Genomic DNA, 25218 nt, shown 5'->3' on the forward strand with positions numbered 1-25218 from the left:
GACAGTAAATGAACGACCTTAAAGTTACAATAGGCTTTTCACCACAGAATATATCAAAAACCAATCAGGCAGAAACCATTCAGAAAAACCTGACCGAGCTTTTAAATTACAGACCCTTTGTTTATGATCTCCATTTTCCCCATTACAATCCTCAGATATGTGCAAGTGGCCGGCCTGTTAACAGTGCCATGTCACTTGATGATGCCCGAAATCTTACATTTCATATGATTTCATGGAATCAGGAAAATACAAAATTCAAACTTACCTTGCTGCTCAATTATCTTCTGCATGATAATTATAAGGTTGTTGTTGAAAATGTTGCAAAAGAGTTCTATCCAAGGGGGATAAGAAGCGTTGTTGCTGCTGATCTTGAACTTGTTAAACGCCTGAAGGATAGAATGCCTGACCTTGAGATACAGGGTTCATGTCTCTCCAACCGTATGACTGTAGAGGAGCTTGAGGAGGAGAGAAAGGAAGGGGTAACCCTCCATAATCCTTCTGTAAACATCATAAGAGACCCTGCTCAATTGAAGCGCAATGCTGAAGCCGGATACTCTTCAAAGGTTATTGCATTTGAAGGGTGTCTCAATCACTGTCCTGATGAGAGTACTCCATACGGTCATCGCTGGTATCTTGCAAGAAGCCTTACCCAGGAAAGTTCTTTTTGTACAAAAAAACGGATTGCATCTGATCCACGGTATTTTTTCAAGGCCAACTGGATCACGGTAAACCGTTTCAAAAAGTTGATGCCCTTTATAAAGGTTGTGAAACTGCCGCGTTGCAGAAGCTCCATCTCCTTTGCACTCTCTACACTCATTGATTCTTTCAATAATAATACTTCATACAATATTGTGGATTTTATCGGAGCAGGATATCAGATGTATCTTGCAAGGGATGTCGGGAATATTCCGTCTCATATTTTTGATGATTCTTTTTTTGATACACTGGAGAATTGCCGTATGGATTGCAAAGAGAGGGGCTGTCTGCTCTGCTTTGACAAGATGCGGCAGATAAAGAGATTCAGTTATAAACAGAAGCGCCTTGCGCGTCGTGCCCAAAGAAAACTTCCTGACAGAACATGGTTTGTGGATAAAAGATGGCGCAATGAAAAGACAATTCTTTAATTCTACTTTGTTAACTTCTGTAAATTGTCTGATTCAGACAGCAAAAAATGAGAAGCTAACAAAGCACTTTTTGGCATGCTTCATTTTTCAGTTTACACTTTCCGAAGAAAAAACACTGAATGGCGGTAATCCTTCACAAAAAAGTGTAAAGTACTTTTGGTGTCATATGAAGGATGCCCACTTTTTAAGGGAATTTATGGCTGATGAGTCAATGATAGAGTTGATAATTCGGGGAGAATGTAATGTATAACGGACATATTGTTATTGACTGTAACGGAATGGAAACTATTTTTGATTCTATTGGAAATATAAATTTTGATCGCGATCAGCTTCTTGTTACTGTTCGTTCACAAAATGAGATAGCAGGATGGCACTGGGATGGTTTTGCTGCCCTTTTTCAACATCTAAGTGATGGTTCTGCATCTTTGCAGGGTCATGAAGCAAAATGTGAAGCCATGTTGGGCTTTAAAGGAGGGCAGGAAAAATTAATGACAGTTTCAGGTTTCAAGGCCGTAGAACTGAACCCTTCAAGCAATCTTGTTTTAATAAAGGGAAGCACACATTCGGCATTTATTAACTGTGACTTCCTGAAATGGTATCGTATTTACAATAGACATTTATAATAAAGACTCAGTAAGTGCTGTTTTTAAAATTAAAATTTTAGGTCAACACTTATAGACTTATCCGTCATGAAAGGTAAGGCATGATTTACCGAATTTTGGACAAATCAAAACAAAAAGAGGTAGAAGAGCTATTCACTTATGTATTCAGCTCATCAGAGGGTGAAAAGGAAGGAAAACTGATTGGTACCCTTTCTTCACAGTTGGCATCAAGAATCGATAATAATGAAATAATCTGTTTCGGCGTATATGAAAAGGAAACGCTCACCGGTTCTATTTTCTTCACTCGCCTTCAGTTTAGTAGGCCTATTAAGGTTTTCATGCTTGCTCCGGTTGCAGTAAGCCCTGAACATCAGAGAAAAGGCATCGGACAGTTACTAATCAATCACGGTCTTAGTGAACTCAAAAAGCGCTCTGTTAATGTTGCTGTCACATATGGAGATCCATCCTTTTATTCAAAGGTGGGATTTGAGGCACTTTCAGAAAATGTAATTCAGGCTCCGCTAAAGCTTTCAATGCCTTTTGGCTGGCTTGGCCAATCTTTAACGGGAGAGCCAATTCCAACTATTATTGAACGTCCCGTGTGCGTTAAGGAATTCAATGACCCCGTTTATCGGTAAACAAAAGAACATAACAATCACTGCATTCTGACAGCAAAAAGCGCCGATCTTTCCTCGGCTCTTTTTTTTGCTGTCGGCTATGTGAAGCTTATGGGGTTTTCATGGCCTTAAATTTGCCCGAAGTATTGCTACAACAAAGTGCATAAAAAATAAAAAGTTTCAGCGTTGCTGAAAAAATACTTATAGTTGAGGGACTTTGGGACAATATTGCTGCCGATCAAGAAAGGTTTGAGCTAACCGAGAAATATTGACTTTTTCACTGCTCAACTATTATAGTTGATATGGTTAGTTGACCTAAAAGTGTTTTTCAACGGAGATGAATTATGGAAAAGATCGTTGATGTTACTGCCGCACGTAGGCAATTCGGGACTCTTCTTGATGAAGTCTTTCACAAAGGTGATATTTTTACTATAGAAAGAAAAGGTAAAGCGTTGGCGAGGATTGTTCCTATCGATAAATCTATGCGTCGCGAAGAGAATAAATTAGTTTCTTTACAGCAAAAAGCACTGCTGAAAGAGCTGAATAGTCTTCCAAACATTGGGATAGACAAAGATCCTGTTGAAATTTTAAGAGCCATGCGTGAGCAGAAGCGAATTAAGGCAGCCAATCAACATGACAAATAAATGTTACGTATTAGATGCAAATGTTTTTTTGGAATATATTTTCAATCGCTCATTACAAGACAAAGCAAAGCAGATAATTCAAGATGCAATTCTGGAAAAAATCCAATTAATGGTTCCAAGTCTTCTTTTGGATGAGATTACGGAAGTTCTGTGCGGCAATATGGACAACATTGAATATGTTGCGTTGCATTTGCAATATATTGAAAAAATAGCAAAGTCAGAAGTATTGAATATTATTGTTCCAAATACCAAAATTCGCATGAAAGCTGTGGAACTCGCAAGAACTGGAAATAAAAAGAGCGGTTATCCAGAACTGACAGATTGCCTTTATCATGCCTTGGCTATTATAAATGATGCTATATTTGTAACGAATGACAAAAGACATATTGCAAAAGTAAAGCGTTTTGGACATATTGCAAAACTATCTGATTATGGAAACTAAACACTCTCCATCGAGAACGTTTGTACCTTACAGCGAAGGCTGTTAGTGGCGTCTCTCATCTTATCGTTGGAAATAATCTCACTTTTTAATATGAAATAACATGTGAATGGAGCGTTGGTTATGAGTGGTAGAAAATTTACATATATAATAATAACTGGCTCGTCAGGTGATAATCATAAGTTTGATAATATAAAAGACCTGAAGGTAAATGTGGAAAATGGTTTGCTTGATTTGCACCTTGATGATGGCAGTTTTGTTTTTATGTTTGATGGGCTGAGATACTTTGAGGTGGGGCTTCCTGTACAGCAGGGTGTTGATGTAAGATTTCAATCATGTGAAGTACGTTTAACATCTGTTGGGAAAGGTGTTGAAGAGACCATCTCAATTTCAGAGGTGATCAACTGTGAATGGAAAGCTGATCAGGGGCTTTTTATGGTTTTTTGTAAATCAAGAACTTTTGCTTTCCATTTGGATCATGTTATTTCCTATTTTTTGAAAAATCAGGTTTGATTATTGGCATGCTTCATTTCCCAGTTTACACTTTCCGGAGAGAAAACTCTGGGTAGCGGGAATCTCTCACAAAAAAGTGTAAAGTACCTTTTTTTTGGCTCGCTTCAAGAACAGGAATAAATGGTATGCAGATCAAAAAGCTGGCTTTTTGGGGTCTCTTTTTTTTAACCATAACGGTATTGCTGTTTTTTTCTGTTGTACCACATTTTCTCGCACCTTTTGCCCAAAAGAAAATAATTGAAAATGCAAGAAAACTAACTGGCCTTGAAGAATTTAATCTTAAGGTTGAAACTATTTCTCTTTTCGGTGCAGGTATTGGCAATATAACAACTGGCCGGTCGGTTTCCGCTGATTCAGTTTTCTGCAATTACTCTCCGGCATCAATTAAAAATAAACATGTTGATTCAATAACGGTTTCAGGGCTTCATATTCGTGGGATTTTGCAGAATTCAGCTATTGTGTTTCAGGATTTTCCATTGCCGCCGGCAGATAGTCGGTTTCAGGAAAGAGAAAAAAAAAGTAACCATGAAAAATACAAGAATATAGATCCTGATATCACCAATGATGCATCACAAAATTCTGATGATAGTTATGATAATCTTCTTTTAACTCTTTTTAAGACTCCCGAAGATTTGCAACGATTTTCACGTATTCTAAAATTTTTACCTCCCTCCATTTTTATAAAACACTCTGTTTTTTCCTTGAAAAGCCCTGGGCAAACACTTGAAATTCCATTTGATATTGTATGCAGAATTCAGCAGAAACATGCCGGCACAATCCTTTTGACCCTCACCATTTTTCCATTTGCACAACCCATAAAAATAGATATTGAAGCAGATTTGGAGCGTGGCTTGAGAAATATATCAATGGTTGCCCATAACATTGATATCTCTCAATTTAATACTCTTTTATCCTTGGTTGTCCCTGATGTTAAACTTATCGGAAGATCAGATGTTGCAGTCAATATGGAGAATGATAACAGCAGGTTATGGCATATGACTCTTTCCAGACTCTCCCTTGACAGGCCACTAAAGCTTGATCTTAATAACTTTGTCAGCCATATCAAGGTAGATTCCCTTACGAATTTTCAAAATCTTGATGTTAATGGAGAATTTAATCTTTATTATAACCATTCTCTCTCTCATCCTGATTCTATGCCACCTTTTAAAACAGCCTTTGATTTTAAAGCTGACAGGAAAAAGATGTGGCATGCAGGTTTAAAAGTAATGTCAGACATTTCAGGTAAATTCAGCCTGCCTTCCCCTTTTCACTTAACTTCATTGGAATCTCCAGTTTTCAGTCTGGATTGCAGTGGAAAAGAGACCACCGGAAGGGCTTCTCTTTCATGTGACCTCAAAGGTGCCTTTTTTAAGGATGGTTCACAGGCTTTGAGCATTGAAAAAGTAAAAGTCAAAGGTGAGGGAAGCTTTGATTTATCCCAAAAAGAGACAGTTGCTTCCCTGGGCTTTGAAGTTGATCTTGGCAAGCTTTCTGCCGAAGCTGATGACAAGGTTGAGCTCAAATTGCCTGCTGTCAGGGTACCTGGTAAAATAACACTTGATAAAAAATTTGTACCTGCAATAAAACTTAATGTAAAAGCTTCTGATGGAACAGTTGCTTCCCGTGCCTTTGGGTTTAAACTAAAAGGTTTGGATTTTGATCTGCCTTTTAACTATGGAACCGGAAAGGGTGGAAAAGGTTTTTTAAATGTAAAGGGTATTAACCTTGAAAACAGTAAGGGAGTTGATAAAAAGTATCATGATCTCGGAAGCCTTGGAATAATAGTTGAACAGACCGGACAGAGATCATTTGAGTTGAAAGGGGGGCTTGGGGTCAAAGGGTTAAAAAGCTCCGGAAAAAAGGGAAAATCTGGAAATACCATACTGTTTGAATCAAAAATGGAACTGATGCATGAAACAGGCCTTGAAATAGATGCTCTGTACACCATTGATGACCTCCATCTCACAGATGAAATTGTTGGAAAAAGCTCCCTTTCAACCTGGGCAGGCAGCATAGAGGATTTTGATTTTGGCCTCAGCTTTTCCTCCCTTGGCAAAATAACATTTAAAGATAATCGCCTTGTAAACAGCCTTGAGGTTAAGCTTGATGACGGCAATTTTGCCATTAATGAAAAAAATATAAAAATTAATGGCATTCGTTCAAGTATTTCATTTGAGGATCTACCGATTGTCAGAAGTGTGCCCGGGCAAATACTGACCATTGACCGGATCAGCTTGAATGATATCCTGATTTCCGATTTGAAATTAAGATATACTCTTGAATCCATGAGTGCTTTGCTTCTTGAGAATCTTGAGTTCCAATGGTGCAGTGGAAAAGTGACAACAGAATCAATGCGCATCTCCACTGAAAAAAAGGAGTATCATCTAAATCTTTTTTGCGATAGGTTGAGCCTCTCATCAATTCTTCATGAGCTTGGGGCATTTCGGGCAGAGGGAGAGGGTAGTCTCAATGGTCGCATTCCTATTTCATATGTTGATGGCAATATTTCCTTTGATAATGGTTTTTTATATTCCACACCCGGCAAGGGGGGAATCATAAGAATATCCAAAACAGATATTCTCACAGCAGGTATTCCAATGGATACGCCACAGTTTGCCCAGATTGATCTTGCCAGGGAAGCCCTTAAAAATTATCAGTATGACTGGGCAAGGCTTGGGTTTAATACAGAGAGTGATGAGCTGGTTGTAAAGATGGAGTTTGACGGCAAACCAAAGGATCTGCTACCCTTTGTATATAAAAAGGAAGTCGGTGGTTTTGTAAGAGTTGACTCATCAAACCCAGGCTCCAACTTTCAGGGAATCAATTTAAGTGTCAATCTGAGACTACCTTTTAACAAAGTTCTGAAGTTTGGCAACAGGCTTAACACTTTGTTTAAAACCGGTGATTAGTACAAAGACTGCATTTTCAGGCATTTTGAAAAATAACACCAAAAGGAGATTTTATGCAAAAAAATAAGAGGGATTACGATTATTGTGGCGGCACTTTTCTGTATGTTGCCGTCAGGATGCAGCACAAAGCATGAGCTTGAGATGAAGCCTGTTGAAGTCAAGCCCATTCATATAACAATTGATGTAAATGTCAAGGTGGACAGGGCGCTTGATAACTTTTTTGATGATATTGATCAGGCTGAAGAGCAGATAATTCAGGATTAAACCATCATGGCAGTAGAGACAAGGCATGCCTTGTCTTCGCCACCCCCAATTATGAAAATGATGAGGGGTATTTTCACGGTAAAAGGAGATTTGGATATGTCAAAAAAAAATATGTTGTCATTGGGTGTGTTTGTGCTTTTTCTCTTTGCAGTTGTTTCACTTTCCATGGCAGATGATATAAAGCAAAGGATGAAGGAGCGCCTCCCTGTTATTGTTCAGATGAAACAGCAGGGGCTTGTCGGAGAGAACTCAAAGGGTTATCTTGAATATGTAACCAGTGCCAGACCCAATCCACAGATTGTTGATGCTGAAAACAGTGACAGAAAAAAGGTCTATTCCATTATTGCAAAACAGCAGGGAGCAACCATTGACAAGGTTGAACAGTTAAGGGCACTTCAGATTGTCCAAAAGGCTGCAAAGGGTGAATTCCTGCAAAAAGCAGATGGTACCTGGTATCAGAAATGATGCTGATAAATGAAATGATGCTTATAACTACTCAAAATTGACATCTTATTGCTTTTTCATAAGTTATTGCAGTTGTCTGAACCAGGATAACCAGGATAACCAGGATAACCAGGATGGATAGGATACTCAGGATAGATAATCCTGCCTTATCTTTGTTAATCTTTGGAATCCAGATTTAGACAGTTTTGACAAGGCTTACAAGATCATATGTGTCGATTTTGAGTAACTTACTGGTCTAAAAATTTTTCATATTGAAAAATTACTCTGCTGGGGGACAGATTTTAAATCTGTCCCCTGAAATCAATCCTTTGAAATACGTTCTATGAAATCTGTTCCCAAAATATGAAACCTGTTCTCTTAAACCTGTTCTCTTAAACCTGTTCCCTTAAACCTGTTCCCTTAAACCTGTTCCCTGAAATATGTTCTCTGAAATATGTTCCTCTATACGAAATTAAAACCATCCCATAAAGTTTTTAAATATGGTTTTTATTCTGTGTCTGACCTTCATATCTTCCCATTTATCCGGAAAAACCAGCGGGGCAAACAGAATCTCAATGGTTACCGTGTTTACTCTCTTTTCTTTATCAAAATAGCTTTTTGTCCTTTTGTATGGCAACTTTACAGCTCCTTCAAAACTTACCACTGTCTCACTGTGCGCCAATCCATTAACGCTGCCTGACTGTGTTTTGACGGATTCAAGGCCATGTCTTTCAAGCAGATTCTTTATGGCATTGTGTTCTGCCCTTGTCTGGATATCCATTCCCGTTTTTCCGTGTGCTGACTCATCTGCATCCCCAGAAATCACAAAAAGGGTAAATTTTTCCATACGGAACTCATCTTCTGCGGGAACCATAAGAAGATTGGAGCGTACAATGCGGTTGTTAGCAGATTTTATATCAAATCTTACATAATAGATATTGTTGGGAGGATTTGTTTCTCTGCATAAAATGTAAGGAGGGTTGTTCAAATTCATTATAGTTATAATCAAAAAAAAGAGATATCCAAAGAAACTGATCATATATGGTATTTTTATTGCATTCATAATCGCTTAAAGTTTTACTGGTTGTATATCAACTGTTTTTACCGTGGAAATAGATACAAATTTCCATATTCGGGGGTGGCTGGATGCCGGCCATGACCGTTTACCGTGGAAATGACTATCATTTTTATATTTGGGGGAGATTGATACGTAACAATCATGCCCGTTTACCATGAAAATGACTAACATTTTTATACTTGGGGGTGATTGATACGCAATCATACCCGTTTACTGGTAATTGTTTTTTAAACGGGAATGTTATTTCCAACTCATTCCTTAAGTTAGAGTATTGTTTTTAATAACACCCAACATAATAAAAAGCGAGGATGAAAAGATGAAAAAAAAGATAGAAATGGGATATGGCACCGTCAGGGCAGCTTTTGTACTGATACCAATTTTGCTTGTTTTCCTTACATCAGGCTGCATTTATCCTGCACTTCGTGGGGCAGGCGCAAGCAATGCCACCGCTACTGGAGGAGCACTTGATTCAGCCCAGGATGGAAATCTTTCCCAGGAAAGAATTGTCACTTTTACTGTTACCGGCAAGGGACTTATGCCGGAAACAGCCATCAACACAGGGCAGGGGCGACTTATGGCAGAAAGAGCCGCCATAAATGATGGTTATCGTCAGCTTGTGGAGAAAATCAGAGGTGTATATATTGATGCCTTTTCCCAGACAACAAACGGTATTGTGGATTATGACGTGATTAGAACCAAAACCCAGTCATGGCTCCGGGGGGTTGAGATTATTGCCATCAAGGAGAGCGGTTACGGAATTTTCAATGCAGATATGCAGTTAAGAATCTATTTTACCCAGAATGATATGATATGGTGGCCCACAGGGCTTGGAAGCCATATAGTTCCAGCACCTACAAAGCCTGTTAAATACTATTTTGCCAGACCTTCAATACTTAACATGTTCCGTTGTGAATCATATCCCTGGTGCGGGGAATACTATTACACTTCAAGATAGAATAAGGATGTTTCCCATGAATTGTAGATACCGATTCAACAAGACAGGAGTACTGTTGTCAAGTTTGCTGGCGTGTCTGATTCTGTTTTTTTGCAAATCAGGAATAGTGGCAGGTGATCATAATGCTTTTTCTGCCCAATCTCTTGAAGCTGCCGAGAAGCAGCAGCTTCTCTACCTTGCAACCCAGTTCAGGCAGCGTATTCAGGCAAATGAAAACACCATCAAAACCCTTATCAATGAAAAAGAGTCCCTGGAAAACAGAATAAAGCGCCTTTCAGACCTTGGAAGGCCAGTTCCCTGGGAGATGCATCAATCGGTTGGTCTGAAACAACAGAAAATTGAAACATCACTTAAAGAGAATGAAAGATTGCACTTTCTGCTTCAACAGGATAAATATCGTGCCCTGGAAGAGTGGAATCTGGACAGTAGTGCCAATGATCTTTTTAACAGTTCTGGCTCAATGGGATCAGGCAGCAGCTCACTATATGGCAATGGATATTTCTCAGGAGATATAAATGCCTTCAAGAGGACACTTGCTGGTAAAATAAGGGATTCCGAGCTGGCCGAATGGATTCATTTCTCGTCGGAGCAGAGAAGCTGCACCATTGAAAATGTACTTCCTATTCTTTTTGCTTCCGGAAGTGCCGATATTCCAAAGGAGTACAAAGATTTTCTTAAGCGTCTCGCTCTTCTTGTCAAAAACTACGATGTCAGGATTCTCATTAATGGTTATGCTGATTCTGACAATATCAATAATAAAAAGTATCCTTCAAATTTTGAGCTTGGCGCAACCCGTGCTGCAAACATTGTCCATGAACTTGTGAAACATGGGGTTAAACCTTCTGTATTCCAGATTGGAACCACAGGAAAATACCGCCATCAGGCAAAGGGCATGTCTGATAAAAAGCTTCTGGAGCGGAGAGCAGATCTCAAAATTGTCTTTATTTCAGGAACCGAGACAGGCTAACCCATTTTTAGTTTTTTAAAAAATCACATATTTTTTATTGTTTTCCTTTTTTTCTTCTGATATACGTAATAAATTATACTCCTTTAAGGCTTTTGTCTGAAGGGTATAAAAAAAATGTCAAGGGGGAAACATAATTTAATGAATAACATTGCTGAAACAAACGAGAACAACAACATGAATACTGAACAATTTGATGCTGCCGAAGAGATGGACAACAAACAGGAATCCCAGCCTGTAGTTACAGATGAAGAAGCCATGGAATCAGAGCCTGCTTTTACAGGTGAAGAGACCATGGAAGAACTTATGGGAATTTATGAGGAGAGCTTTAAACGTTTTGAAGAAGGACAAGTGGTCACCGGTACTATTATTGCCGTGGACAGGGATCATGTCCTTGTGGATGTTGGATATAAATCTGAAGGGCAGATCGCGATTCATGAATTCAGGGATGAAGAAGGCAATGTAAACGTCAACCTGAACGACAGGGTTGAGGTGATGGTCGAAGTTTGGGATGAAGAAGAAGAGACAGTTATTCTCTCAAAAGAAAAAGCTGCTAAGGTCAAAGTATGGGATGCCATAAAAGATATCTATGAGTCAGATGGTACTATTGAAGGTGTGATTACAAGCCGTGTCAAGGGTGGATTTTCTGTTGATATTGGTCTTCCAGCCTTCCTGCCAGGTTCACAGGCAGATTTAAGACCCATCCGTAACATGGATGAAATGGTTGGAGAGACATATACTTTTAAGGTACTTAAATACAATCGCAAGAGAAGCAACATTGTTCTGTCAAGACGCATTATTCTCGAAAATGCCCGTGAACAGGCAAGGGCAGAGACTCTTGATTCCATTGAGAACGACAAGGTCATGGTTGGTGTTGTCAAGAATATCACCGAATATGGTGTTTTTGTTGACCTTGGAGGCGTTGATGGTCTTCTTCATATTACAGATATTTCCTGGGGTAGGGTCAAACATCCTTCCGAACTTTTCTCTGTTGGAGACAAGATTAATGTCAAAATCCTCTCCTTTGATTTTGAGAAGGAGCGTGTATCTTTGGGCATGAAACAGTTGACTCCAGATCCCTGGACAACTGCAAAGGAAAAATATCCTGTTGGCTCAAAGGTTTCAGGTAAGGTTGTCAGCCTCACTGATTATGGTGCTTTTGTTGAACTTGAAGAGGGTGTTGAAGGTCTTATTCATGTCTCCGAGATGTCCTGGACACGCAAAATCCGCCATCCATCCAAAATGGTTTCAGTTGGAGAAGAGGTTGTTGCCGTTGTCCTTGATCTTAAACCGGATAATCGCAGAATATCTCTTGGTATCAAACAGACCATGGAAAATCCATGGGAAGTCATCAGTGAAAAATATCCTGTAGGTACAGTAATTGAGGGCAGGATTAAAAATATTACAGATTTCGGCCTTTTCATCGGCATTGATGATGATATTGACGGCCTTGTCCATATTTCTGATATATCTTGGACAAAACGCATTAAGCATCCTTCGGAAGTCTATAAAAAGAACGATGTTATTCAGGCAGTTGTTCTTGATATTGATAAATCCAGTGAGAGATTCTCACTTGGTATCAAGCAGACCCAGCCCGATCCATGGGAAACTGTTGAGCAAAGGTATGAAGTAGGTACTGAAATTTCTGGTGTAATAACCAATATTACAGATTTTGGTGTTTTTGTTGAACTTGAAGAGGGTATAGAAGGTCTTGTTCATGTCTCTGAGATCAGCAAAGAGAAGATCAAAAGTCCTTCGGATCAGTTCAAGACCGGCGAGGCAATTACAGCAAGGGTCATGAATATCAACAGTGATGAAAGGCGCATAGGACTCTCCATCAAACGTCTTGAAGAAGAGACAGAGCAAGAGGTCATTCAGGATTTTGTTAAAAATGCCAAGCCTGCCACATCTTCTTTTGGCGAGCTTTTAAGGGATAACCTTGAAGAGGCTGCAAAAACTGAAGATAAAGAGTAAATGCAACTGGATATCCTTTATTCCCCGCTTTACTCTTTCATGGAGATCATGCCGTTTACCGGATTCAGAGTAATCCCATGATTAAAAGCAGATGAATTTGATATCTGATAGATACATGTAATAAATGACCGGATACAGAGCAACCTTCTGTATCCGGTTTTTGTTTCAGGCAGATGTCCCAGGCAAAGATAGACTGCTGTGAAGCAGAAGAGGAGATATAATTATGTTTTCAAGAAGGCACCCATATCTTTATTTTATTATGGTAAGCTGCGCCATCGGCTCCATCTTTATGATATCAGCCATGGGGATAATTGTGGGAGGAGGTGCGGCACTTGTTAATTCCGGTTTTGCAGGAATTGAAAAAAAAGGGGAAGGCAATGTTGGTATAGTTGAAATCAATGGCGCAATTATTTCATCCAAGGAGATCATAGATCAGATAAAAGATTTCAGGGAGAAAAGTTCCATCAAGGCAATTGTAGTGAGAATTAACTCACCAGGTGGTAGCGTCGGGCCTTCTCAGGAGATATACAGGGAGATAATTAAAACACGCAAATTTAAGACAGTTATTGCGTCTCTTGGATCAGTTGCAGCATCAGGCGGATATTATGCTGCTTCATCATGTGATGGAATAATGGCCAATCCAGGAACCATCACCGGCAGCATCGGTGTAATTATGGAATATGCAAATTTCCAGGAACTTGCAGAAAAAATCGGACTTTCTCCGGTTGTAATAAAAAGCGGAGAGTTCAAAGATATTGGATCTCCCATGAGGGAGATAAGTGAAAATGAGCGCAGCATACTTCAAGGAGTTGTTGACGAGATTCACATGCAGTTTGTAAGGGACGCTGCCCTGGGCAGAAATATTGAGACAGAATCCATGGCAAAATATGCTGACGGCCGTATCTATACAGGAGAATCTGCCCTTGACCTTCAATTGATCGACAGACTTGGCAACCTTGATGATGCAGTTGAGTGGGCTGGAGAGATTGCAGGTATTGAAGGAAAGGTCAAGGCTGTCTATCCTGAAGAGGACAAGGCAGAGTTTCTAAGGAAGCTTGTTCAGTCCTTACTCAAAAATGCTGATATCTCCAGCGCCCTGTCGAATTATTTCAGGTTCATCATCAATTAGGGATATAACGCTTGATGGAACCCCGGGAACAGGCCCGCCGTCTATTACGGCATCAAGGTTTGTTCCAAAATGGTCATCAATAAATGAGGGTTCACTGAAAATTTCACCACTGTCATCTGTGGCGCTGGTTGACAAAATTGGATGCCCAAGTTCCCTTGCAATGGCAAGTACAATGTTGTTATTAGGAACCCTTATTCCTGCTGTTTTGCGTTTTGTCAGCATCATTTTGGGTACCATTTTAGAGCCTGGTAAAATGACTGTATAGGGGCCCGGTAGCATTCTTTTCATGTTACGGTAGGCAAAATTGGAAACTTTGGCGTACTCGCTAATATGCTTTAAATCAGCACATATAAAGCTGAACGGCTGCTTTTTGTCTCTGTTTTTAAGTAAATATATATGCTCTATGGCTTTTTTGTTCATTATGTCGCATCCGAGTCCATAGAATGTATCTGTGGGGTAAGCAATGATACCGCCGTTTTTAAGTATCTCAACGATTTTCGATATAAGTCTGGGCTGTGGGTTGTCAGGATTTACATTGATCAGCATGTGGGTCTCTGTTCCGTTTCTTTTTGATGTTGTTAATTGCTGTTATTAAGGAATGAGTACGAAATAACTTTCCCATTTTGATTTAAACGAAGCGGCGGGGTACCCACGCTCAAGGGTTTAAATGGGCATGTTATTGAAAACCCATTCCTAAAAATTTGGCGTTTACTTTATTCTGATATCCTTTGGATGTCAATAAAGAGCTGCTTTAAAAAAGTTTGATTTGCATATTCATATCTGTTAAATAGGACGATTTAACAACTGTTGAAAGAACTTATTCCGAAAAGGACTCTCCTTAACCTTGAAGAATGCCTTGATGAAAAAACTTTCCTTAACTGGAGGATTATAATTAATGAGTAATATACTCCCTGAAGATGGTCTCTCTTTCGATGATGTGCTGCTTTTACCGGACTATTCTGACATTTTGCCGGATGAGGTTCAGACCCGTACCAGATTGACCCGTGCCCTTGAGCTTAATATTCCAATAGTAAGTGCTGCAATGGATACAGTGACAGAGGCTCTTACATCCATAAGCATGGCAAGGGCAGGTGGCATGGGGTTTATACATCGAAATCTGAGCATTGAAGAGCAGGCCATTGAGGTGGATCGGGTCAAAAAGTCGGAAAGCGGAATGATTGTTGATCCCATAACAATCTCCCCAGATACATCAATAGCTTCAGTTCTTGAAATAATGGCAAAATACAGAATTTCCGGCATTCCGGTAACAGAGGGAGATAAACTTGTAGGTATTGTTACAAATCGTGATCTTCGTTTTGAAACCGAGTTGGCAAAGCCTGCAAGTGATGTAATGACCAAGGATAATCTTGTTACTGTACCTGAAGGATGTTCCCTTGAAGAGTCCAAGAAGATGCTTCACAAGCACAGGATTGAAAAGCTTCTTGTGGTTGACAAGGCAGGCAAGCTTAAAGGCTTGATTACCATCAAGGATATTGAAAAGATCAAAAAGTATCCTAATGCCTGCAAGGATGAGATGGGGCGCCTTAGAACCGGTGCTGCCATTGGAGTGGGAACAGATATGATGCGCCGTGTGGAAGCTCTCATAAATGCCGGGGTTGATGCTCTTGTAATTGATACCTCACATGGGCACTCCCTTAATGTGATAAATGCCGTTAAAAAAATCAAAAATGCTTACCCTGATGCACAGCTCATTGCCGGTAATGTGGCAACATCTTCAGGAGCAAAGGCACTTATTGATGCAGGTGTTGATGGTGTAAAAATTGGCATAGGCCCTGGCTCCATCTGTACAACAAGAATTGTTGCAGGTGTTGGTGTTCCCCAGTTGTCTGCAATTCATAATTGCAAGGAGATTTCTGATGAAACCGGAATTCCCATTATTGCAGATGGCGGAATAAAATTTTCAGGTGACATTACAAAGGCAATTGGGGCCGGCGCTCATTGCGTAATGCTTGGAAGTCTTCTGGCAGGCACCCAGGAAAGCCCTGGGGAGATTGTTATCTTTCAGGGAAGGAAATACAAGGCTTACAGGGGAATGGGTTCTGTTGAAGCCATGAAAAAAGGAAGCAGCGACCGTTATTACCAGAAAGATACATCAGATGATGAGGAGCTTGTTCCTGAAGGTATTGTGGGCAGAATCCCCTATCGCGGAACCATAAGAGAAAATATTGTACAGATGCTTGGAGGTCTTAAGGCTGGTATGGGTTATGTTGGGGCTGCTACAATTGAGGATTTGAGAAAGAGAGCAAAATTTATAAAAATAAGTGCGGCAGGCCTCAGGGAGAGCCATGTTCATGACGTGATCATAACCAAGGAAGCCCCCAACTACAGTGTTGACAGCATGAAATAAAAAGAGTTGTGTAAAAATAAGTTCATAGTATAGGAATTTCCATTTTATCTCCTGCAAAAGCAAGTGGTTATGGAAAAGCCCGCCCGAAGAGCGCTAAGTTAATAGTATAGGAATTTCCATTTTTATCCTGCAAAAGCAGGTGGTTATGAAAAAGCCCGCCCGAAGGGCGCTAAGTTCATAACTATAAGTCAGTTTTAACTATACTTGTTTTAAGTATTTTGATCTTAAATGGGTCATGAAATAGTACTTTTCAACCTTAATCAAAAAAGGTGATTGAAATTACAGGCAACTTAAAATTTTACCATCTTCATGTCCATACCGAGTACTCTCTTTTGGATGGTGCCATAAGGCTGGATGCGCTTTTTAAGCGATGCACAGAGTTTGGCATGGATGCTGTGGCAATGACCGACCATGGAACCATGTTTGGTGCTGCCCCTTTTAACGAGAAAGCCCTTAAATCTTCCATCAAGCCCCTTATAGGGTGCGAGATGTATATTGCTCCGCGCACGATTTCCCACAGAACCGCAGAAGATAACAAGGCCCTGACACATCTTGTTCTGCTGGCAAAGGACAGAGAAGGATACTCCAATCTGTGTGCCCTTGCATCAATTGCTCAGCTCAAGGGATTTTACTATAAACCCAGAGTTGACAAGGAGATATTGTCACAATACAGCAGTGGATTGATTGCTCTTTCCGCATGCCTTAAGGGTGACCTTCCCCAGAAGATTCTCCAGGGAAAGATGGATGAGGCTGATGAGGCTGCCCGTTACTATCTGAAAACCTTTGGGGAGGATAATTTTTTCCTTGAGGTTCAGCACAACGGGATACCAATACAGGATAAGGTGAACCAGGGATTGCTTGATATGCACAAGCGGCTTTCAATTCCAATGGTTGCCACCAATGACTGTCACTATCTTTCCAAGGGAGATGTCCGTGCCCATGAGGCACTTCTCTGCATTCAGACAGGTGATACACTAAACAATACAGAGCGTTTTAAGTTTGATTCCGATCAGCTCTATTTCAAATCTCCTGATGAGATGATCAGGGAGTTGAGCTGTTATCCCGAAGCCATTGAAAATACATCTCTGATTGTCTCAAGATGTAATGTGGAGTTTGATGATAAAACTTACCACTTTCCACGTTATTCCACCAATACTGATGAAACTGTTGATCAGATTTTTGATCGCGAGGTAAGGGAGGGTTTTGAAAAACGGCTTGCTGTTCTAAAAAAGAAAAATCCTGACCTTGATGAAAAACTATATCGGGAGCGACTTGATTATGAAATAGGCGTTATTCTTGATATGGGTTTTCCAGGATATTTTCTTATTGTGGCGGATTTTATTCGTTACTCAAGGGAAAACGATGTTCCTGTGGGGCCTGGCAGAGGCTCTGCTGCGGGAAGCATGGTTGCCTATTCCATGGAAATTACAGCCCTTGATCCCATTGAGCATGGATTGATTTTTGAGCGTTTTCTCAATCCTGCCCGTATTAGTATGCCTGATATTGATGTGGATTTTTGCATTGAAGGGCGGGATAAGGTTTACCAGTATGTTATTGATCGTTATGGTGGAGGTGATTATGTCTCCCAGATCATAACCTTTGGAAAACTGAAAGCCAAGGCAGTCATACGTGATGTGGGAAGAGCACTTGGCATTCCTCTTCCTGAAGTTGACGAGCTGGCAAAGATGGTGCCTGATGGTGCCAAGAACCTGAAACAGGCCATTGATGAGGCACCGGGAATCCTTGAAAGGGCAAATGAGGATCCTGCAAAACAGGAACTTCTTGATATCTCTCTTCTTCTTGAAGGCTTGCCCCGTCATGCATCCACCCATGCAGCCGGAGTTGTTATTTCCGATAAACCCCTTGTGGAGTATCTGCCCCTTTACAGAGGAAAAGAGGGCGAAGTTGTAACCCAGTTCGACATGAACTATGTCGAGAAGCTTGGCCTTGTAAAGTTTGATTTTCTGGGGCTGCGAAACCTTACTGTTATCAAGAATACAATTGAGCTTCTTAAAAAACAGGGCAAACCTTATCCTGATCTTCTCAATCTGGATCTTGAAGACAAAAAAACATATGAACTGTTATCAAGGGCAGATACCACAGGTGTTTTTCAGCTTGAAAGCTCCGGCATGAAAGAGCTTATCTCCCGCCTTCAACCTGCATGTTTCAGCGATATTGTAGCACTTGTGGCGCTTTACCGGCCAGGTCCCCTTGATAGCGGCATGGCAGATTCATATGTGGAGCGAAAACATGGACGGGAAAAGGTTGAATACCTCTTTCCCGAGCTTGAACCCATCCTTAAAGAGACCTATGGTGTAATTCTCTATCAAGAGCAGGTGATGAAAATTGCCGGAGTTCTTGCAAATTATTCCATGGCCGATGCCGACGGCCTGCGCAAGGCAATGGGTAAAAAGATTGCTGCAATGATGGAGGAGCACAGAGGGCTTTTTCTTAAAGGTGCCAAAGATAACAATCTGTGTGAGAAAAAGGCAGCAGAGCTTTTTGATCTCATGGAAAAATTTGGTGGATATGGTTTCAACAAGTCACACAGTGCAGCATACGCTCTTATCTGCTTTCAGACAGCCTATTTAAAAGCTCATTTTCCAAGGGAATATATGGCTGCACTTATGACAAGTGAAATGAGCAACTCGGAAAGTGTTGTAAAATACATGGATGAGTGCCGCAGCCATGCCATTGAGGTTTTACCGCCTGATGTAAATGAGAGTGATGCTGTATTTACCGTAACTGATACTGCCATAAGGTTTGGACTGGCTGCTGTTAAAAATGTCGGAACCGCTGCCATTGAATCCATTGTGGCTTCAAGATCAGAAGAGGGTAAATACAGCTCAATTTTTGATTTTTGTGAGCGGGTTGCTCTTGGAAAGGTCAACAAACGTGTTCTCGAAGCATTGATTCGCTGTGGTGCATTTGATTCTACCGGAGCCAGGCGAAGTCAGCTAATGTCAATTGCAGAAGAAGCCCTTGAACATGGCAGCAGAATCCAGAAGGAGAAGGCTGATTCACAAATGGATCTCTTTTCTGACATGGAGGGTGGCAGCTCTGCTCCTGTTACTGTTCCAAGACTTCCCGATATTGAGGAGTGGGACAGCAGTGAACTTTTGGCCCTTGAAAAAGAGACCCTTGGTTTTTATATCACAGGGCACCCGCTTGAAAAATATCAGGATATTATAACCAGATATACCAATGCCACATCATCTGATCTTCATGAAAAAAATGATCATCAGATGGTCAGAATTGGCGGAACCATAAAGCCCTTAAAGGTGCTTACCACCAAAAAAGGGGATCTTATGGCTTTCACTGCACTTGAAGATATCAAGGGAAATATTGAAGTGGTTGTTTTTCCGGAGCTGTATGCCGAGGCACACCAGATTATTGCTGACGAGTCTGCGGTGGTTGTTCAGGGTGAAGTTCAGAAAAGAGAGGGCAATGTAAAGCTTCTGGCAGAGTCCATTGTGCCAATGGAAAAAGTTGAGCAGGAGTGGACAGCAAGTGTGATTATTCAGGTTAATGGCTTTGGAACAGCCATGCATAGCGAAAGTACGCTGGATCAGCTCAAAAACCTCATTGAACGCTATCCTGGAAACTGCATAACATTTATTGAAATCAAAGTGTCTGATGAATCATCTGTTGTTATGCAGCTTCCGGAAAATGGCAGGGTAGCACCTGAGCCAATGCTATTCAATGATGTGGCAAGGCTACTTGGAGAGGGCGCCATTGAGACCAGGTGCGCTCCTGTCAAATCAAAGGAAAAGAGAAAAAGATGGGCTCCACGGCCTAACTCTTAACCTTATAAAAAAAATTGTCTGGAAATCTATATCTTTTGCGTTACTAATCAAAATCGCTTAGGTCAAGATCATCAAAATCGCTAAGATCCAGGTCATCAATAATATCATCAATACTATTAAAGTCATCCTGTTTATCAATGCTTTCACCATATGCAGCAGCAGATGCCACTGCAACGGCTCCTGCAGCAGTTGCGGCAGATGTGGCACCGAAATTGATATCACTTCCTGAATCAGAATGTTTGTTTTTTCTTTTTCATGAGATTATCGGGAATTGATGTGAGCATGAATATTGCAAATATAATCCCTGCAAGATTAAGAAATGCTATTGTTGTTCCAGTAATATAAATTGCAGCCATCTTTTACCTCCTGTTTTTTTGGCATATATGGTGAATCCCCTTTACATATTAATCCAAAAGGGCTTATATTTTTTTTGATATAGAGCTTTTCAGAAAAATATTTTATTGTTTGGTCAAAAAAATAATCTGGGATAACAGATAGTTAGATTTTGCCATTATCAATTCAATTATCTGGAATACTATAGCTCCATGATAAATGGTGATGGTATTCCAGTAAGTGTAAACTTGAGAAAAATAAAGGGTTCCAAATGGAAAGTCAAACTTTCAACTCAAAGGTTAATAACATTGTTTTGAACTTTTTTTCAAATTAATAAGGAAAAATTTATGGGTTGGCTTGGAAAAATGGTTGGAGGAACCATAGGGTTCGCTCTTCTTGGCCCCATTGGTGCAGTTGCAGGAGCAGCATTTGGGCATACATTTGATAAAAAAGACGATGGTTATATTTCCGGAACAGCTCTTCGTATGTATCAAAGGTTTTCAAGCGAAGAAGTTGCACAGATGACTTTTTTTGTTGCTGCTTTTTCAATGCTTGCTAAAATTGCTAAGGCAGATGGCAAAGTAACTGAAAAGGAAATAGCCTCAATTGAAGCGTTTATGGCAAAAGATCTCCATCTTGACCCCCAGGGCAGACAAAGTGCAATTTCCATTTTCAGGCAAGCTCTTAAATCTCCCGAGACATTTGAATCATTTGCAATGCAGTTTTATCGTGCATTCTACAATCAGCCAAGGATTATAGAGTTGATGCTGGATATCCTTTTAAGGGTTTCCACCGCAGATGGAGACCTGAGCAATGCACAGGAGAATCTTATATTAAGTGCCGTGAAGATTTTTAATGTTTCAGAGTCAGACTATACTCTCATAAAGTCACGGTATGTGAAGCAGACTGACAAGGCATACGCTGTTCTGAATTGTCAGCCAGGAGTTTCCAATGAAGTGCTTAAAAAGCAGTACAGAAAACTTGTTTCTGAATATCATCCGGATAAAATTCAGGCCAAAGGTCTTCCTGACGAGTTTGTAAAATTTGCAAATGACAAATTCATTGAAATACAGGAAGCATATAACACAATTAGAAGTGAGAGAAACATATCCTAAACTGGACAAGCCGGAACCAAAAAGGCTTTCCGATTTTCTTGCCAAAAAAGGAAATGAAGCATGCCAATATTGTTCTGGAAAGCTATAATTCATAACCAGTTACCAACAAGTACAAACGCAGACCAGAAGAAAGGATGTTCATACTCCTTACTGGCAATCAATTTCATTTGTGCCTGCTGAAGGGCATGGGCCTTGGTTATATTGCTCTCTTTGAGATGATGGTAAAATGTTGATAATAGCTCCTGGGTGGCGATGTCAGATACAGGCCAGAGGGAGCCTAATACGCTTCTTGCGCCGGATTTCAGGGCCACACCGGAAAGCCCAAGGGGAGAGCGGTCATCACCTTCTGCGGTTTGGCAGGCACTTAAGGTAATAAGCTCAAAGGGTTTGCCTGCAAATTGTCTTGGGCGTATGAACGCTTCCATATGGTTAATGTCAAGAATTTTGTCATATGTCATTATAAAATTCTGGTCTGAAGTACCTCCAAAAAAACCATGTGATGCAATGTGAATGATATTAAAATCTTTCTGGTCAAGTTCAGCAGAGAAGTTTTCCAGCAAAAAATTGTCGTTTTTAAGTACATCTCCTTTTAGGGTTGATGCGATATTTTCCATCTCCATATCAACCCCTGGAAGTTTAAGCATTTCCTTCACGTGTATTGCCTGACCTTCAATTGTTCCTGGAATATTCTGCCCTTTTTTGTTACCGGAATCCACGATATTGGACTCTTCAGCTATGGAAATATCACGTCTCAACTCCTCTGTTTTGACAGAAAGCCCCCTGATCCATCTGTTTTTCTGATCCAGCCTGGTCTGGCATATGGTGTTCCAAAGTGGTTTTGGAAGACTCATGATAACAGGGCCGGGTTCGCTCATCCCTGCCATCAGGGCAAACATGTTTCCTCTTGGAAGTGGCTTTGGATCAAAGAGAGTAAGTACAGGCTCTGTAACCACAGCATACCTTTCAATAATAAAGCCTTTGCCGTCCCATATTGCTGCCAGAGGAAGGGTTCTGAAAATTCCCTCAGGGACAAAAACAAGTGTGTCAATACTGTTGTCTGCAAGCAGTGTCTCAAGTGGTTGAATAAGCCATGAATATACTGTTTGACCGGAATTTTTGTAAAACAGGTTATTGCGAAAGCTGCTTGCAAGTTGCCCAACGGTTTTTTCCACCCTATCCTGACTTGCAGTTGTTGTTGTACGATAAAGGTTTCCGTTGATATCGGCAATGATTTCAAGTCTGTCAGGCAAAATTACAGGATAAATAACAGCGTTTGAAGATGAGGTAGTCTCAATTTCCTTTGTCATTGCATTTATACAGGGATCCTTAAAATAGTCCCTAAGTTCAGACTCTTTTCCCCTTTCCAGCGACTGCCTGGCCTCTTTCAGGAGCTGTTGTTGAACATGGTGTTCTTTTTCCTCTCCTGACTGTTGCAGGAGAAGGTCAGCAAAGCCTTTGTATATGGATACAAAGCCGGCTGAATCAGAAGGGCAACCATCTTCTGAATAAGGTTCCATGTTTTGGCGTATGGAATCCATGTGAAACAAAGCTCTTCTGTATGCTGAAATTGCGCTTTTGCGTTTTCCACTCAAAGCTGTGAGTCTGGCTCTTTGCCACTCCCATCTTACCATAAGATCATGATTTCCAATACTTGCCGCTGCAGTTATGGCATCTTCCGTAAGGGTTATGGCATCTGCAACTCTGCTCCGGCTTTCATAAAGGGAGCCCATTTGACCGCAGGCAAGGGAGATAAGTCGTAAATCCCGAGGCTCAAGTGCTTCTGAAAGCTTTTTTGCTCTTTCAAGGATTTTATATCTGAAAGCATCTCCGGATGGAGAAGAGTCTTTTATGGCCGCCTCTGCTGCAATTTCTAAAAGAAGCCTTGCCTGTTCATGGGGAGAAAAGAGATTATCAACTGCTTTTACTGCATGGGAAAGGTGGATAAATGCACTATTTTTGTCCGGCATAACATGGGCAATATTACGTTGGATTACTGCTTCAAGCTCAAAGTCGAGATTATTGATTTGATTATCGCCGCTATCAACCATTTCATTTTTGATTTCTTCAAGATAATTCAAGGCTTTTTTATATTTTATAATTGCTTGATTGTTATTGTTGCGAGCTGCAAGTACATTACCAAGTCTATTGGCACAAGAGGCAGCAAGGGAGAGTGCATGGGGGGATAATTGAAGCCTATAATCCTGGCGTTCATATTTATCAAGGGCTGAACCAAGCATTCTTTCTGCATCATCAAAATTATTCTGAAGGTAATAGATATAGCCCAGAGATTGCATTGCTGCTATTTCAAGCATTTGTGCTTTCATCTTTCCTGCCATTGAAAGAGCATTGGAAAAATCATCTTTGGCTCTGTCAAAATGGCCAATTTTTCTGAATGCTTCTCCCCGTTCAACAAGCAGTTGGATAGATTCAATATTTGTTTCAAACTCTTTTTTTTCAAGCATAGTGGTCAGGAGAGAAATTTGTTCAGCAATAGAAGATTTGTCTGGGTATGCTGCAAAAAGATTATCTTGAAAGGCAGAAAGGAAAAAATAGAGGATTGTTATTAATAAAAAAAGTATAGTGAGGGGATAATAGCTTTTTCTAAAACTCTTTTTTTTTGAAAGGCATATCATTGTCAGCTCCTTTTTAAAAAAAGCAATAAAAATAAGAACTTGGATAAAAAAGTTCGAAGTGATGATAAGAAGAAGAGATATTGAGGGAACATAAAAATATTTTTTATATATACCTCAAATTCTCTTCAGATCAAAGGTAATATTCTCAAAAGACTTGTGTCTATTATCAAAAATAATTAGTATATAGTTTCTTATCTTAGATTAACGGCCATGTTGGCTCGCCGCCACAATTATAAAATCCCCATGCCTTGACCAAGGCAGCTTAAGTCATCAATATTTATTCGGGAAGAGGACCGGTTATGAAAATATTATTATGCGGAAGTAACGGACAGCTTGGATGTGATTGCATACGGGTTTTTGAAAAAGAACACAAGGTTATGCCCTTTGATCTTCCCGAGATGGATATTACAGATAAGCAAAATGTTGCAGATCTCATGCAAAAAACGTCTCCTGATCTTGTAATAAACTGTGCTGCATATACCCAGGTGGATAAGTGCGAAACCAACGGTGACGCTGCATGGGCGGTAAATGTGGAAGGTGCTGCAAACCTTGCAGAGGAGTGCCGCAAACTTGGAGCTCTTTTGTTCCATGTCTCAACCGATTATGTTTTTGACGGAACAAAGGAACCTCCGCTCTCATACTCAGAAACCGATCCTGTCAATCCGCTTTCCGTTTATGGAAAGACAAAGCTTGAAGGTGAGAAGAGAATAGCAGAAATCACAGAACATCACATTATTGTCAGGACAGCTTGGCTTTATGGCATAGGTGGGCAGAATTTTCTTAAAACAATGCTGAGGGTTGCCCTATCTGATCCTGAAAGGACAATCAAAGTTGTTAATGATCAATTTGGGTCACCAACATGGACACTCAGGCTTGCTCTTCAGATGGAGCGTTTGATTAAAATACAAGGGCAGGGGATATATCATGCCACGTCCGAAGGCTACTGTTCATGGTATGAACTTGCTATCAATTTTCTAAAACTTATGGAGGTTCCCTTCAATATTGTGCCCTGTGCCACAAGTGAATATCCGACACCTGCCAGAAGACCTGCAAACTCAATACTTGAAAATGTAAGACTTAAAAGAAGCGACAATAACAAAATGACCGGATGGCGTCACGGCCTTGAGCAATTTGTCTCAAGGTACAGGCAGGAGCTTCTTGATGAGTTCACTAAGTAATATACTCAAAATCGACATTTTATTGCTTTTTCCGAAGTTATTGCAGTTGTCTGAACCAGGATAACCAGGATGGATAGGATGCTCAGGATAGATAATCCTGCCTTATCCTGTTAATCTTGGGAATCCTGA

General features: G+C 40.4%; 22 protein-coding genes. 17 read left to right on the plus strand and 5 right to left on the minus strand.

Annotation, left to right across the window (positions count from 1 at the left end; translation table 11 throughout):
* Positions 1-8 precede the first annotated feature (8 nt).
* From MTBBW1_RS10340 to MTBBW1_RS10385, 9 genes are all read left to right on the plus strand, one after another.
* Positions 9-1124: a hypothetical protein gene (locus tag MTBBW1_RS10340; protein WP_080802977.1), complete on the plus strand. Its 1116-nt coding sequence runs from the start codon at positions 9-11 to the stop codon at positions 1122-1124.
* A 242-nt stretch (positions 1125-1366) separates the two neighbouring features.
* Positions 1367-1747, plus strand: coding sequence for a hypothetical protein (locus tag MTBBW1_RS10350; protein WP_080802983.1), 381 nt, complete (start codon positions 1367-1369; stop codon positions 1745-1747).
* Between the two features lie 95 nt (positions 1748-1842).
* Complete coding sequence (locus MTBBW1_RS10355) at positions 1843-2364, plus strand: GNAT family N-acetyltransferase (RefSeq protein WP_222424034.1); 522 nt, start codon at positions 1843-1845, stop codon at positions 2362-2364.
* A gap of 323 nt (positions 2365-2687) precedes the next feature.
* On the plus strand, positions 2688-2987 hold the full coding sequence (locus MTBBW1_RS10360) for a type II toxin-antitoxin system Phd/YefM family antitoxin (protein WP_080802989.1): 300 nt from the start codon (positions 2688-2690) through the stop codon (positions 2985-2987).
* Positions 2977-3429: a type II toxin-antitoxin system VapC family toxin gene (locus tag MTBBW1_RS10365; RefSeq protein WP_080802991.1), complete on the plus strand. Its 453-nt coding sequence runs from the start codon at positions 2977-2979 to the stop codon at positions 3427-3429. The genes MTBBW1_RS10360 and MTBBW1_RS10365 overlap by 11 nt, the downstream gene beginning before the upstream one ends.
* Before the next feature lie 120 nt (positions 3430-3549).
* Positions 3550-3939 (plus strand): hypothetical protein, encoded by a 390-nt coding sequence (locus MTBBW1_RS10370; RefSeq protein WP_080802994.1) that lies wholly within the window; start codon positions 3550-3552, stop codon positions 3937-3939.
* Positions 3940-4064: 125 nt separating this feature from the next.
* Positions 4065-6848 carry an intermembrane phospholipid transport protein YdbH family protein gene (locus MTBBW1_RS10375; protein ID WP_080802997.1) on the plus strand — a complete coding sequence of 928 codons (2784 nt, stop codon included), beginning with the start codon at positions 4065-4067 and terminating at the stop codon, positions 6846-6848.
* Between the two features lie 84 nt (positions 6849-6932).
* Positions 6933-7112 (plus strand): YnbE family lipoprotein, encoded by a 180-nt coding sequence (locus MTBBW1_RS10380; protein ID WP_245809338.1) that lies wholly within the window; start codon positions 6933-6935, stop codon positions 7110-7112.
* A gap of 96 nt (positions 7113-7208) precedes the next feature.
* A complete protein-coding gene (locus tag MTBBW1_RS10385; protein ID WP_186441201.1) occupies positions 7209-7577 on the plus strand; it encodes a YdbL family probable chaperone protein in 369 nt (122 codons plus the stop codon).
* Positions 7578-8028: 451 nt separating this feature from the next.
* Here MTBBW1_RS10385 and MTBBW1_RS10390 read toward each other — a convergent pair whose 3' ends face one another.
* The gene (locus tag MTBBW1_RS10390; protein ID WP_139786732.1) at positions 8029-8565 is read right to left on the minus strand and encodes a hypothetical protein; all 537 of its coding nucleotides are present in this window, start codon (positions 8563-8565) and stop codon (positions 8029-8031) included.
* 385 nt (positions 8566-8950) lie between these two features.
* On the opposite strand from MTBBW1_RS10390, the gene MTBBW1_RS10395 reads away from it, so the two are divergent.
* The 4 genes from MTBBW1_RS10395 to sppA all read left to right on the plus strand — a co-directional run bounded on the left by MTBBW1_RS10395 (position 8951) and on the right by sppA (position 13656).
* Complete coding sequence (locus MTBBW1_RS10395) at positions 8951-9589, plus strand: LPP20 family lipoprotein (RefSeq protein ID WP_186441202.1); 639 nt, start codon at positions 8951-8953, stop codon at positions 9587-9589.
* Positions 9590-9605: 16 nt separating this feature from the next.
* Positions 9606-10556 (plus strand): OmpA/MotB family protein, encoded by a 951-nt coding sequence (locus MTBBW1_RS10400; RefSeq protein WP_186441203.1) that lies wholly within the window; start codon positions 9606-9608, stop codon positions 10554-10556.
* A gap of 138 nt (positions 10557-10694) precedes the next feature.
* Positions 10695-12527, plus strand: a complete 1833-nt coding sequence (locus MTBBW1_RS10405; RefSeq protein WP_080803009.1) for a 30S ribosomal protein S1 — start codon at positions 10695-10697, stop codon at positions 12525-12527.
* Between the two features lie 223 nt (positions 12528-12750).
* Positions 12751-13656: a signal peptide peptidase SppA gene (sppA, locus tag MTBBW1_RS10410; protein WP_080803012.1), complete on the plus strand. Its 906-nt coding sequence runs from the start codon at positions 12751-12753 to the stop codon at positions 13654-13656.
* Here sppA and MTBBW1_RS10415 read toward each other — a convergent pair.
* Entirely contained in the window at positions 13594-14202 is a 609-nt protein-coding gene (locus MTBBW1_RS10415) for an L-threonylcarbamoyladenylate synthase (protein WP_080803014.1), read from the minus strand. The genes sppA and MTBBW1_RS10415 overlap by 63 nt on opposite strands.
* Positions 14203-14551: 349 nt before the next feature.
* Here MTBBW1_RS10415 and guaB point away from each other — a divergent pair, with 349 nt between their 5' ends.
* Together guaB and dnaE are read left to right on the plus strand one after the other, a co-directional pair.
* On the plus strand, positions 14552-16024 hold the full coding sequence (guaB, locus tag MTBBW1_RS10420; protein ID WP_080803017.1) for an IMP dehydrogenase: 1473 nt from the start codon (positions 14552-14554) through the stop codon (positions 16022-16024).
* 272 nt (positions 16025-16296) lie between these two features.
* Entirely contained in the window at positions 16297-19830 is a 3534-nt protein-coding gene (gene dnaE / locus MTBBW1_RS10425) for a DNA polymerase III subunit alpha (protein WP_425430008.1), read from the plus strand.
* A 43-nt stretch (positions 19831-19873) separates the two neighbouring features.
* On the opposite strand, the gene MTBBW1_RS29970 is transcribed toward dnaE, so the two are convergent.
* A complete protein-coding gene (locus MTBBW1_RS29970; protein WP_281255630.1) occupies positions 19874-19999 on the minus strand; it encodes a hypothetical protein in 126 nt (41 codons plus the stop codon).
* Between the two features lie 61 nt (positions 20000-20060).
* Complete coding sequence (locus MTBBW1_RS29975) at positions 20061-20186, minus strand: hypothetical protein (protein ID WP_281255631.1); 126 nt, start codon at positions 20184-20186, stop codon at positions 20061-20063.
* A 324-nt stretch (positions 20187-20510) separates the two neighbouring features.
* On the opposite strand from MTBBW1_RS29975, the gene djlA reads away from it, so the two are divergent.
* Positions 20511-21278, plus strand: coding sequence for a co-chaperone DjlA (gene djlA, locus MTBBW1_RS10430; RefSeq protein WP_080803023.1), 768 nt, complete (start codon positions 20511-20513; stop codon positions 21276-21278).
* Between the two features lie 89 nt (positions 21279-21367).
* Here the strand turns inward: djlA and MTBBW1_RS10435 are convergent, their stop codons facing one another.
* Positions 21368-23911 (minus strand): CHAT domain-containing protein, encoded by a 2544-nt coding sequence (locus MTBBW1_RS10435; protein WP_080803026.1) that lies wholly within the window; start codon positions 23909-23911, stop codon positions 21368-21370.
* 299 nt (positions 23912-24210) lie between these two features.
* On the opposite strand from MTBBW1_RS10435, the gene rfbD reads away from it, so the two are divergent.
* Positions 24211-25089: a dTDP-4-dehydrorhamnose reductase gene (rfbD, locus tag MTBBW1_RS10440; protein ID WP_080803030.1), complete on the plus strand. Its 879-nt coding sequence runs from the start codon at positions 24211-24213 to the stop codon at positions 25087-25089.
* Positions 25090-25218: the final 129 nt, after the last annotated feature.

The sequence above is a fragment of the Desulfamplus magnetovallimortis genome (genome assembly GCF_900170035.1).
Taxonomy (GTDB): Bacteria; Desulfobacterota; Desulfobacteria; order Desulfobacterales; family Desulfobacteraceae; genus Desulfamplus; species Desulfamplus magnetovallimortis.

Bases quoted from the DNA above. Each gene is read 5' to 3' on its own strand.
- MTBBW1_RS10340 (WP_080802977.1), top strand. From the start codon at position 9: ATGAACGACCTTAAAGTTACAATAGGCTTTTCACCACAGAATATATCA.
- MTBBW1_RS10350 (WP_080802983.1), top strand. From the start codon at position 1,367: ATGTATAACGGACATATTGTTATTGACTGTAACGGAATGGAAACTATT.
- MTBBW1_RS10360 (WP_080802989.1), top strand. From the start codon at position 2,688: ATGGAAAAGATCGTTGATGTTACTGCCGCACGTAGGCAATTCGGGACT.
- MTBBW1_RS10365 (WP_080802991.1), top strand. From the start codon at position 2,977: ATGACAAATAAATGTTACGTATTAGATGCAAATGTTTTTTTGGAATAT.
- MTBBW1_RS10370 (WP_080802994.1), top strand. From the start codon at position 3,550: ATGAGTGGTAGAAAATTTACATATATAATAATAACTGGCTCGTCAGGT.
- MTBBW1_RS10375 (WP_080802997.1), top strand. From the start codon at position 4,065: ATGCAGATCAAAAAGCTGGCTTTTTGGGGTCTCTTTTTTTTAACCATA.
- MTBBW1_RS10385 (WP_186441201.1), top strand. From the start codon at position 7,209: ATGTCAAAAAAAAATATGTTGTCATTGGGTGTGTTTGTGCTTTTTCTC.
- MTBBW1_RS10395 (WP_186441202.1), top strand. From the start codon at position 8,951: ATGAAAAAAAAGATAGAAATGGGATATGGCACCGTCAGGGCAGCTTTT.
- MTBBW1_RS10400 (WP_186441203.1), top strand. From the start codon at position 9,606: ATGAATTGTAGATACCGATTCAACAAGACAGGAGTACTGTTGTCAAGT.
- MTBBW1_RS10405 (WP_080803009.1), top strand. From the start codon at position 10,695: ATGAATAACATTGCTGAAACAAACGAGAACAACAACATGAATACTGAA.
- sppA (WP_080803012.1), top strand. From the start codon at position 12,751: ATGTTTTCAAGAAGGCACCCATATCTTTATTTTATTATGGTAAGCTGC.
- MTBBW1_RS10415 (WP_080803014.1), bottom strand. From the start codon at position 14,202: ATGCTGATCAATGTAAATCCTGACAACCCACAGCCCAGACTTATATCG.
- guaB (WP_080803017.1), top strand. From the start codon at position 14,552: ATGAGTAATATACTCCCTGAAGATGGTCTCTCTTTCGATGATGTGCTG.
- MTBBW1_RS29975 (WP_281255631.1), bottom strand. From the start codon at position 20,186: ATGGCTGCAATTTATATTACTGGAACAACAATAGCATTTCTTAATCTT.
- djlA (WP_080803023.1), top strand. From the start codon at position 20,511: ATGGGTTGGCTTGGAAAAATGGTTGGAGGAACCATAGGGTTCGCTCTT.
- MTBBW1_RS10435 (WP_080803026.1), bottom strand. From the start codon at position 23,911: ATGATATGCCTTTCAAAAAAAAAGAGTTTTAGAAAAAGCTATTATCCC.
- rfbD (WP_080803030.1), top strand. From the start codon at position 24,211: ATGAAAATATTATTATGCGGAAGTAACGGACAGCTTGGATGTGATTGC.